At 66.5% G+C, this 9,116-nt stretch carries 13 protein-coding genes; 6 read left to right on the top strand and 7 right to left on the bottom strand.

The annotated features are described in order from the left end of the window. Positions 1-305: 305 nt before the first annotated feature. Positions 306-560: a hypothetical protein gene (locus ASF49_RS12075; RefSeq protein ID WP_056472966.1), complete on the bottom strand. Its 255-nt coding sequence runs from the start codon at positions 558-560 to the stop codon at positions 306-308. Further along, a complete protein-coding gene (locus ASF49_RS12070) occupies positions 551-823 on the bottom strand; it encodes a DUF6894 family protein (RefSeq protein ID WP_056472963.1) in 273 nt (90 codons plus the stop codon). The genes ASF49_RS12075 and ASF49_RS12070 overlap by 10 nt, the downstream gene beginning before the upstream one ends. A gap of 122 nt (positions 824-945) precedes the next feature. Here ASF49_RS12070 and ASF49_RS12065 point away from each other — a divergent pair, with 122 nt between their 5' ends. The 3 genes from ASF49_RS12065 to ASF49_RS12055 are packed head-to-tail and all read left to right on the top strand — an operon-like array spanning position 946 to position 2,917. Continuing rightward, entirely contained in the window at positions 946-1,176 is a 231-nt protein-coding gene (locus tag ASF49_RS12065; protein WP_056472958.1) for a hypothetical protein, read from the top strand. After that, positions 1,173-1,628 carry a LexA family protein gene (locus tag ASF49_RS12060; protein ID WP_056472955.1) on the top strand — a complete coding sequence of 152 codons (456 nt, stop codon included), beginning with the start codon at positions 1,173-1,175 and terminating at the stop codon, positions 1,626-1,628. Before ASF49_RS12065 ends, ASF49_RS12060 begins: the two co-directional genes overlap by 4 nt. After that, the gene (locus ASF49_RS12055; protein WP_056472952.1) at positions 1,625-2,917 is read left to right on the top strand and encodes a Y-family DNA polymerase; all 1,293 of its coding nucleotides are present in this window, start codon (positions 1,625-1,627) and stop codon (positions 2,915-2,917) included. The genes ASF49_RS12060 and ASF49_RS12055 overlap by 4 nt, the downstream gene beginning before the upstream one ends. A 173-nt stretch (positions 2,918-3,090) precedes the next feature. Here ASF49_RS12055 and ASF49_RS12050 read toward each other — a convergent pair whose 3' ends face one another. Together ASF49_RS12050 and ASF49_RS12045 are read right to left on the bottom strand one after the other, a co-directional pair. Beyond that, a complete protein-coding gene (locus ASF49_RS12050) occupies positions 3,091-3,966 on the bottom strand; it encodes a Brp/Blh family beta-carotene 15,15'-dioxygenase (RefSeq protein WP_056472949.1) in 876 nt (291 codons plus the stop codon). A gap of 65 nt (positions 3,967-4,031) precedes the next feature. Beyond that, positions 4,032-4,784, bottom strand: coding sequence for a bacteriorhodopsin (locus ASF49_RS12045; RefSeq protein WP_056472945.1), 753 nt, complete (start codon positions 4,782-4,784; stop codon positions 4,032-4,034). 561 nt (positions 4,785-5,345) lie between these two features. Between ASF49_RS12045 and ASF49_RS12040 the strand changes: the two genes are divergently transcribed. Then, on the top strand, positions 5,346-5,723 hold the full coding sequence (locus ASF49_RS12040; RefSeq protein ID WP_156652987.1) for a sensor histidine kinase: 378 nt from the start codon (positions 5,346-5,348) through the stop codon (positions 5,721-5,723). Between the two features lie 131 nt (positions 5,724-5,854). Here the strand turns inward: ASF49_RS12040 and ASF49_RS12035 are convergent, their stop codons facing one another. Further along, a complete protein-coding gene (locus tag ASF49_RS12035) occupies positions 5,855-6,865 on the bottom strand; it encodes a sensor histidine kinase (protein ID WP_056472939.1) in 1,011 nt (336 codons plus the stop codon). 465 nt (positions 6,866-7,330) lie between these two features. Between ASF49_RS12035 and ASF49_RS12025 the strand changes: the two genes are divergently transcribed. Together ASF49_RS12025 and ASF49_RS23640 are read left to right on the top strand one after the other, a co-directional pair. After that, positions 7,331-7,528 (top strand): hypothetical protein, encoded by a 198-nt coding sequence (locus ASF49_RS12025; RefSeq protein ID WP_056472932.1) that lies wholly within the window; start codon positions 7,331-7,333, stop codon positions 7,526-7,528. Positions 7,529-8,087: 559 nt separating this feature from the next. Continuing rightward, entirely contained in the window at positions 8,088-8,255 is a 168-nt protein-coding gene (locus ASF49_RS23640) for a hypothetical protein (protein WP_156652986.1), read from the top strand. 11 nt (positions 8,256-8,266) lie between these two features. Here ASF49_RS23640 and ASF49_RS12015 read toward each other — a convergent pair whose 3' ends face one another. Together ASF49_RS12015 and ASF49_RS12010 are read right to left on the bottom strand one after the other, a co-directional pair. Then, on the bottom strand, positions 8,267-8,548 hold the full coding sequence (locus tag ASF49_RS12015) for a hypothetical protein (protein WP_056472927.1): 282 nt from the start codon (positions 8,546-8,548) through the stop codon (positions 8,267-8,269). Between the two features lie 68 nt (positions 8,549-8,616). Further along, a complete protein-coding gene (locus tag ASF49_RS12010) occupies positions 8,617-8,970 on the bottom strand; it encodes a hypothetical protein (protein ID WP_056472924.1) in 354 nt (117 codons plus the stop codon). Positions 8,971-9,116: the final 146 nt, after the last annotated feature.

Below are 9,116 nucleotides of genomic sequence, written 5' to 3'. Positions count from 1 at the left end.
CGGATGGCTGCTTCATCTTCGCTCCTCAGGGGCTACGATGAACCAGCCATCCTCCGTTCGGGAAGACCCTCATTCTGTCCCACAGGTGCTGACGTCGGACAGTAGGCCGTCGAGGCCTCGCGGTGCGAATTCGCTGCCTGATCTCTGTCAGGAGCGCGCCCGGCGAAGCCCCGCCAGGTGCGGTGACCTCGCGGGCGATCCGAACGAACTCGGCATCTGACAGGCCCAGGCTCACCGCCAAGGCGTCCAGAGCATGCAGTTCGGCGGCCTGTTCTTCGAACGTCATGGTGGCTCCGCCTACCTGATCATCCACCCTGAAGGCTCTCTGCGAAGTCCTCCGGGATCTCGCCGAACTGCCCAAGGATCGTCGCGGCCTCCAACTCCCCGGTTTCGTCGTCCGCCACGATCTTGAGTGCGGCCGTGCCCGGCATCCGGCTGGCCATCGCCTCAGCCTTCTTCAGCGCTCCGCTCTCGGTTGGGGCCACCTCTCGGTCACCTGGAACCAACCGCTTCCGCTTGATCACGAAGGTCTGGACCACGAACGTCGTCTTCATCGCCACGGTGCGTCTCCTCCGTCGTGCGCCACCCGGCGATCGTATCGAACGTCGGTGAACGCCTTCGTCATCACCGACCAGCCGTCCGCGTCGTAGACCTCGACATGCCAAGCCGACCAATCGAGCCGCGTACCGTGGAGCATGAGCTCGAGCGCGACCCGTTCAGCGTGTAGGCGCACCAATGCCAGCGTCGGCACTCGCCGGCCGCGCAGATCCACGACAAGATCGTGCCCGTCCGTGCAGTGGAAGCGGTAAAGCCGCGTCGGCATTGGCCTTTGACCCCGCACTCCACAGGCGTCCACCGCCGCGTTTCCAGGCGTGGCCGTTTCGATTGAACCACGCGCGCCGATGCGGTTTGTTCCCGTTGTGTTCTAGCGGGAGACAGATCTAAATGCAGGCCCAGCCCGTCGAACCGTCTGTGGACATCCGCCTGAGCGAGGCCGAGGCGATCGCGCTCGCCTATCACCGGGCCGCGCGGGGCGACACCTGGGCCGCCCTCGTTCGGGCAATCGAGGATGCGCTGGCGGACCTCATGGAAGCCGAGCGCCGCACGCTGCAGCGGGACCGGCTGATCTCGCGGGGCTACGTCCGTGGAGTGCCGCCGGCCGGAGAGCGTCGGTGAGGCTGCTGCAGGTCGCGGAGCTTCCGCCTCACAGCGCCAGTACCGTCCGCATCCCCATCCAGGGGGCGGCTCTCTGCGCCGGCTTCCCGTCCCCGGCCGACGACTTCCTGGAAGGTGCGCTGGAGTTGCCGCGCTGGCTCGCGCCGAACCCGCCCGCCACCTTCGCCTGGAACATCTCGGGCGACAGCATGCGCGGGGCCGGTATCTTCGACCGGGATCTCGCCGTGGCCGACCGTAGTCTCGAGCCCGGCAACGGCAGCGTCGTGGTGGCGATCGTCGATGGCACGATGAGCGTGAAGCGCCTCGTCCTCGAGGGGAACGTCGCCCGCCTCGCCTTTGACAATCCCGATCTGCCGGCCTTCGCGGTCGAAGACCTTGTGGAGGGTGAGATCTGGGGCGTGATCCGCTTCTCCATCCGCTGGCACGTGGCGCGTGCCGGGCTGGTGCGATGAGCCGGGCCATTGCGCTGATCGACGGCAACAGCTTCTACTGCTCCTGCGAGCGCGTGTTCGATCCGAAGCTCGCCCGGGTGCCCGTGATCGTGCTCTCGAATAATGACGGCTGCGCCATCGCCCGTACGGCCGAGGCCAAGGCGCTCGGCATCAAGATGGGCGACCCCTTCTTCAAGATCCGCGAGCAGTGCCGGCGCGATGGCGTGCGGGTGTTCTCCTCGAACTACACCCTCTACGGCGACATGAGCGCCCGCACGAACGCGGTCTATCGCGACTTCTCGCCGGCGGTGGAAATCTATTCCATCGACGAAAGCTTCCTGGACCTTTCGGACGTGCGCGACCGGGATCGGGTGACGCTAGCCCGGGATCTGCGCGCCACGGTGCGGGCCTGGACCGGCATCCCGACCTGTGTGGGCATCGGCCCAACGAAGACGCTCGCCAAGCTGGCCAACCACATCGCCAAAACGATCCCGGATTGCGACGGCGTCTGCGACCTGACCGACCCGGTCGCCTACGATCACTGGCTCTGCCGGGTCTCGGTGGCCGAGGTCTGGGGTATCGGCCGAGCCTCGCTCGCCAAGCTGATCGGGCTCGGCGTCGACACGGTAGCGGATCTGCGCGACCTCGACCCTCGGCCTGTCCGAAAGGCCATGACGGTGGTGGGCGAGCGCATCATCTACGAGCTGCGCGGGCTGGCTTGCCTGCCGCTCGAGCTGATGCCGGCTCAGCGCAAGGGCTGCGCGGTCACCCGCTCGTTCTCCCGGCGCATCACCGAGCGAGAGACGCTTGAGCAGGCGGTCGCCGCCCATGCGACGCGGCTTGGCGAGAAGCTTCGGCGCGGCGGCCTCGGCACCACGCACGTCTCGGTTTTCTACCACACGAGCGAGCATGACCGCGGCGATCCGATGCGCTCGGTCTCCACCACCGTGACGCTGCCGGAAGCCACGAACGACACGCTGGCGCTGATCAAGGCGGCCCAGGCCGGTGTGGCGCGCACCTGGCGCGAGGCGCCGGGTGATCGGCCCTGGCGCTACAGCAAGGCCGGCGTGGTCACGACGGACCTGATGGCGCTCGACATGGCGCCACGAGCCTTGATCGGACAACTCGACCGCGAGCGCAGCGCGCCGCTGATGGCGGCGATGGACGCCTGCAACGCGCGCTTTGGCCGGGGTGCCGTCGTGCCGGCCCGCGCTGGGCTCACCGAGAAGCGCACGTGGTCGACAAAGTTTGAAATGCGCAGTCCGCGCTACACCACGCAGGTGACGGAGCTCCCGACGGCGCATGCATGATATGGGCTTGACGGAGCAGAAGGACTGCCGCGGGAGCGACACCTGTCGAGTAATTTTACGACTGGGTTGGGTGGGAAGCGGAATGGCGGCTTACGAGCACGGCTGATGATTGACCGACATTTGATATCGAGGCCGCGTCTTCCGAGCGGCGATGCCTCTACCCGCATGGGGCGCTAATTCTCGTACCGCCCTGCAATCCGGTCGAGGAGGACATGCGGCACGGTCAGGGCCGACAGCATCCGCAGGGTGAGGCACAGAAGGGTGGCGGCGGGGTCGTTCGCGCCGGCGGCGTAGAGCGGCCACAGGGCCGCGCCCAGGAGAAGCGTCAGCCCGAAGACCGGCAGCGAGGCGCGGACAGCCTTGCGCATCGTGTCGATGCCCGGTGCCCGGGTCGGGTCTCGCACCAGGGCGCGCATGTGCCGGGGGGCGTGAAGGCCGACGAAGTACAAGGTGAAGGTCGTCAGCGGCGGCAGCAGCCGGAAGGCGAGCGCCAGGACGGCCATTTCGATCAGGACCGCGCCCCGGCGTCGGCGCACCAGCACCCAGGCGACAGCGATCGCGAGCCAGAGCCAGGCGGCGGCGATCCACCAGGCGGGGAGATGCGCCATCGGCACTCGCGTGACGGCCGCGAACAGCGCGGCGGTCTCCTCGGGCCGCAGCAGCGCCGGCAGCGCGATCGGCAGCCCGCCGCGCACGAGGGCCTCGAACGGCCGGCCCGGGCCGGCATCCTCCTCGCCGAAATGCAGGACCGACAGGGCGAGGAAGCCCGCCAGGGTCACCAAGGGCGCGACCTGCCAGGCGAGCAGGACCAGGGCCGAGAGGCCGAGGTAGGGAACCGCGAAGATCCCGAACCACGCCCAGCCGTAGCGCGGGCGCAGCAGGGGCGCAGCCACGGCGCCGTCGAGGGCGCCGTGCGGCACGCCCAGCACGATCATGATCGCCAGGGCCGCGAGCCAGGACGCCTCGCGCGGTAGGGCGGCCGAGGCGACCAGGGCGAGCGCCACGATGATGCCCGCCAAGGGCAGGAGACCCGCTCCCGCCGAACCCATGCGTCGGCGGCTCGTCCGAACGGAGGTCACGAGGACCGGAATGGACGCACGAGCCGCCATCCGGGTCAGGCCGCCCGGCGCAGCGGCGTGGCGGTGGCGCGGCCCTCGGCCAGGTCACGGTCGACGGCGCGTGTCGTTTCCCGCGTGGCCACGATCCCGTAGACGACCTTTGCGGTCAGGTCCGAAAGGGCGACCACGGCCAGGGCCACCGCCGGCGACAGGATGCCGAGGCCATCCTGGCCGACGAGAAGCACCACGGGGTAGATGCACCAGACCACCGTGAGGAACACGGCGTTGCGCCGGAAGGCGGACTGCACGTCGGCCCGCTCCGCGGCATTCTCCTCGCGCAGCTGCACGAAGATCCCGTAGAAGACGGCGAGGAACGCGCCGCAGGAGATCGCGAACCAGGTCCACTTGATCCAGGCGACCGTCGACAGACCGAAGGCCAGGGCGGTGACGATCATGATCAGGTCGGACCCGATCAGGCCCCAGACGACGGCCGGCCGGCGCATGCCCGAATGCATCGCGGTGCGCGAGAGGCCGAGGAGCAGTAGGGGCGTGGTGAAGGTCCAGTCGACGTAGCGGGCGAAATAGAACTGGCGCGCGGTGTCCGCCGCGTCGGGACCGGCGGGCAGGACGAGGCTTCCCTGCCCCGTCGCCATGGCGAAATAGGAGCAGGCCGCGATGATCGGCACGATCCCGTGGATGATGGTGTCCGCCTCCTCAGCGGGTGTCCGTCGCTTGCCAATGAACAGGATCGCGGCGGCACCCGCTGCCATGCCGGCGAAGCCGAGCCAAAGCCAGAATTGAGGCGTCATCGAAAACTCATCGGTACAGGAGGATGAAAGGCATGCCCCGAACGTGGCCGCACCCCTGCACAAAGTTCACCGACTGTGATCGTTGCTTAGGATGCCTCTCACAGTCACGCGAGCATAGAACCTCCAAGTCGCGTTCGATGCCACCTCGATACGGTCCGACTGGACGCTTCTGCGAAGCATGCCCAAGGGCGAGTTTGCTCGCTAATCAGCAATGTTCCGAATGGCACTTCACGAGCAGGGAAGCAGGTGGCCTGAAGGACCGGGTCGGGTCGAGACCCGTTTGTCCGCTCTACGACCGTGTCGGGTGGAATGCGGTCTGTCCACTTGACGAGAAGAAATCGAAAAGGCGGCCGTTCGCTTACATCTTGAACGCGACCATGCGCTCGGCCGTCTCGCTTCCCGAGTTCGGGAGGGCTTTCACCGGTCGCATCGTCTCGATCGCCTAGACCCATGCTCTCATCACGGAGGATCAGGCCCAGGTCGTCTCGTTCGAGGGCATGCTCAGGGCCAAGCTGGATACGTATCGAAGAGAACGGGCGCATCACGCTTCGGGGACTGACCGTGAGGATCTCATCCGAACTCGCGGTGCCAATCGGCATGGCCTTGCACGAACTCACGACGAACGCCGCTAAGTACGGGGCCCTCTCCGATGAGGCGGGGCGGATGGACATCACGTGGCGCGTGGCGACAACGGAGGGCGCTGCCCACAGGCTCGCGATGGAATGGCGCGAGAGTGGCGGGCCGGCCTTCGCGGTGCCGCACCGCGAGGGGTTCGGCACGCGCCTGATCAACGGTGGCATCAGCCACGAGCTCGGGGGAACGGTGCATCTCGACTTCGACGTCGCTGGGCTGAGCTTCGTCATGGACCTGCCGCTCGACGAGCAGGACCGCTTCACCTCGTTCCGGAAGGGTTCGGGTCAAACTCTCTCTGGGGCCTGATCGGCTACGTGCGCGTGACGCACCGTTCGTACGCCGCAAATCAACCAGGCTGCCAGTAAGAAGGGCAAGGCCGGCCTTTCTTTGGATTCCAGCCCACTCTGCATGTCTACCAGCTGTCCGGACGGGCCATTTCAGGAAGCGAGATAAGCCTTGTTCATCATGAGAGTGGCGATAACACCAGCCGTATTCCATTCCCGATGGATCGAGCCGTCCAGTTGCCGGGTCATGGCACGTTCCAGGAGCTTGCTTCCGTATCCCCCGGGCCCGGAAGGTTCGACCACCGCGGGCCCACCCCTCTCCGTCCATGCGATCACGACCACGTGCTCCTGCGATGAGCAGGACACGTCGAGGGTGCCCGTCGGAACCGAGAGCGCACCGTACTTGAGGGAGTTGGTGGCGAGCTCGTGCACGACAAGCGCTAAAGTCGTCGCCGCGGCCTCTCCGACGCCCATCCGCGGCACGGACACCCGGATGCGGCCGCTGAAGGCACCCATGTCGTCGTAGGGCGCCAGGAGGATCGCGATCAGGTCGCCGAGGAGCGCTGCCTTGCCCTCGCTGCCGGGTAGAGGCCGGACGAGGTCGTGGGCCCGGTCCAAGGCGGTCAGGCGTTGCGTGAGCTCGCGAGCCATGTCGACGGAGGTGGTCGTCGAACGCGAGGTGATGGCGGTAAGGCCGGACGCGATGGCGAGCAGGTTCTTGACCCGGTGGCTCATCTCGCCGGCGAGAAGCTCATGGCCCTCCTCAGCCTGCTTGCGGCCGGTCACGTCAAGAAAAACGCCGAACATCGTCCGACCGACGATATTGTGGTCGTTGCCCTGGCCCCGGGCCGAGACCCAGCGCACCTCCTTGCCGTGCAGGATGCGGAAGTCGATCTCGTAGGTGCCCATCAGGGCCCGCGTCGCCGAGAAGGCCGCACGCACCCGGTCGCGGTCGGCGGGGTGGATGAACGCCGACAGGTCCTCGAAGGTGACCGTCCGATCAAGGGGGGCCCCCCAGAGGCCGTAGCCGCGCGCGTCCATCGTGAAGGAGTCGTCATCAACGTTCCAGGACCACAGCGCCACCCCCGCCGCGTCGACGGCGAGACGCAAGTGATCCGCCGTCCACGCGGACGGGCTCGGGGTTTCAGTTGTCACGGGATGCATCCTGCAGGCAGTTTCATAAGGTCCCCGAGCCAGCACGTGTCAATGAGCGCATCTCGGCTGTCCGAAGGCCTCTGCCAGGCAGTTCACGCGAGGAAAGATACCGCTTGGTCGGGACGAGACGACGTGGGATGACCTAACGATGCGCATTCCCTCGTTGCCCGATCACAGCGTGGCCGTCTCGGCCTGCCGGAGCGAGAAGGGCCGCTTCCGATGGTCGGTCACGACGGCGGGATATCACCCGTACCGGTCCCAAGGTTCCTATCCCTCCGCCTCCGCCGCCCTCGCGGCCGGGATCGCCCAAGCTCACGCCCTGGCGGAGCGGCAGCCGATCAGAGCACGGATCAACGACGGGAGTTGGATGTGACCGTGTCCATCGAGCCGGCGGCCGGGTCAGCGGGGCAATCCGCGATAAGCTTAGGCGAATATCCAATCGTGGCGCATACTCAAATCCTCACAGGATGCCCCATGCCCATCATCGAAATCCGACGTATGCCGCGTTCATCGGCGGCGCGGGCGGCCATCGTTGGAGCGACCCGGGCGTTGGAGATGGCATTCCCGGTCATAATGGATGAGGCCGTGTTGAACAGGCTCGGCAAGGCCGTGACGGCCCTCTTCGAGGCCGAGGCGATTCTTACGTTACGAGGCGTACCCGAGGCGGCCTGAAAGCTTGCCGGAGCATCATGCCGAGGACGTAACGGCCACTTCCGACGTCAGGGTACGGATGGCAGCGTCGTCTTCGGCTGCCTGCCGTCCATCCGGTCGGCGTAAGGGGGAACGTCCACGAGCGTTCCGATCAGGCGGAGAAGCGCCTGCTGCTCGGGCTTGCCCGTTCCGTCGCTGAGGAAGGCCCCAAGCTCGACGTGGCGGAGCCGTCCGCCGGATGGGCCGTTGGGTTGGTGGATGACGAACGCCCGACCATTCGTCGGCTCCCGCCCGAGGTGCCAGGAGTCCCCGTTGGGGCTTTGGTAGAGTTCCCGTCTATCCGACATCAGGCCCACCCCTTCGATAAGGATTAATCCTACATGAAACGGAGGGAGAGTGCGAGATCCGGGCTGGGGCTGACAGAAGTTTAACAAGATGGGCCAATAATCCGCCTCATGGTTTTACACACGCGACGAACGCTTCGTGCTAGAAGGATTCGTCGGCATTGGTCGGCGGGAGGCGATCAATGCCCGTAAGAACAACGATTTCAGGTATTCGGAGGGCGGAATGCCTTGCGGAGTTGAACGCCTGCGTCGCCGACGCGGAAACCTCGACGTCCGCGCAGGCCGACACCACCATGATCCTCGCTGCGACCGGTTTCGATACCTCCGATGCCTTGCAAGGGCTTTGGGCCGACATGGACACGCTGGCAATGTTACGGGACGTCCGGCGCAGCTTCCTGGCATAATCCACTGATACTTAAGGGCGGGTGACAAGCGACACGACTTCGTCGCCGTCCCATCGGACATAGAAGCCGGCCTCACCTGTCGCTTCCGTCACGACAGCCTTCCAATCTGACCTGGCACGGTCGGCGGCACAGGCATGGACGAGTTCGCAGATCCGCGAGACGCTGCCAACCGAGGTCGCGCCGCGGGCGGTCCAATGGCGATTTAGGCTGGCGAAGGCAATATCATACAGCGCCGCCTGTTCGGCGGCGGCAAGGTCCAGTCGCATGTCCTCGAATTCGGCGGGTCCCAGCATCACCTTGCGCTCCCATGTCGATGGCAGGCCGATCCGGGCTGATCCCGGACCGGCCCATTATTCGGTGCCTACGGCAGGGCGCCGATCATGACCTTGGCCTCGCTCATGGTGTTCTCGCAGGAGCGCTTGTCGCCGCGCCGGTCCTCGTCCGTCGCGCGAATGATTAACCCCCTCGCGGACGTCACATGATCAGCCGTCGAAACCATGTCGAGGTCGCTCGGCGCGCCCTTGCGAACGCCTTCGACGCCGCGGGGCGATCCCGTCCGCAGCGTGTGACCCTCCTGCAGGCCGGTGACCTGGACGGCTCCGGCACTGTCGAGACGGCGCTCGATGGTCCCGATCTGCTCGGCGCAGGACGATGCGAGCGCCGGAAGCGGCGAGAGTACGAGGGTAAGGGTCGCGAGGATTGGAGCGAGACGCATCGTGGAGCCTTCCGAGGGTGGCAGTAGCGGAGTTCCCTCCGGCGGACGGGTCTCCTCGTGCCGTCCCTCACGCGGTGATGCGAGGGTAACGGTGTCACAACGAACGAGACCGCATCATGTTGCATCGCAACATCGCGCGCGGGGCT

Source organism: Methylobacterium sp. Leaf104 (genome assembly GCF_001422885.1).
Taxonomy (GTDB): domain Bacteria; phylum Pseudomonadota; class Alphaproteobacteria; order Rhizobiales; family Beijerinckiaceae; genus Methylobacterium.
This window is presented reverse-complemented; position numbering and strand designations above follow the sequence as displayed.

Bases quoted from the DNA above. Each gene is read 5' to 3' on its own strand.
- ASF49_RS12045 (WP_056472945.1), bottom strand. From the start codon at position 4,784: ATGACGCCTCAATTCTGGCTTTGGCTCGGCTTCGCCGGCATGGCAGCG.
- ASF49_RS12015 (WP_056472927.1), bottom strand. From the start codon at position 8,548: ATGCTGGGACCCGCCGAATTCGAGGACATGCGACTGGACCTTGCCGCC.
- ASF49_RS12050 (WP_056472949.1), bottom strand. From the start codon at position 3,966: ATGGGTTCGGCGGGAGCGGGTCTCCTGCCCTTGGCGGGCATCATCGTG.
- ASF49_RS12035 (WP_056472939.1), bottom strand. From the start codon at position 6,865: ATGCATCCCGTGACAACTGAAACCCCGAGCCCGTCCGCGTGGACGGCG.
- ASF49_RS12070 (WP_056472963.1), bottom strand. From the start codon at position 823: ATGCCGACGCGGCTTTACCGCTTCCACTGCACGGACGGGCACGATCTT.
- ASF49_RS12025 (WP_056472932.1), top strand. From the start codon at position 7,331: ATGCCCATCATCGAAATCCGACGTATGCCGCGTTCATCGGCGGCGCGG.
- ASF49_RS12010 (WP_056472924.1), bottom strand. From the start codon at position 8,970: ATGCGTCTCGCTCCAATCCTCGCGACCCTTACCCTCGTACTCTCGCCG.
- ASF49_RS12055 (WP_056472952.1), top strand. From the start codon at position 1,625: ATGAGCCGGGCCATTGCGCTGATCGACGGCAACAGCTTCTACTGCTCC.
- ASF49_RS12065 (WP_056472958.1), top strand. From the start codon at position 946: ATGCAGGCCCAGCCCGTCGAACCGTCTGTGGACATCCGCCTGAGCGAG.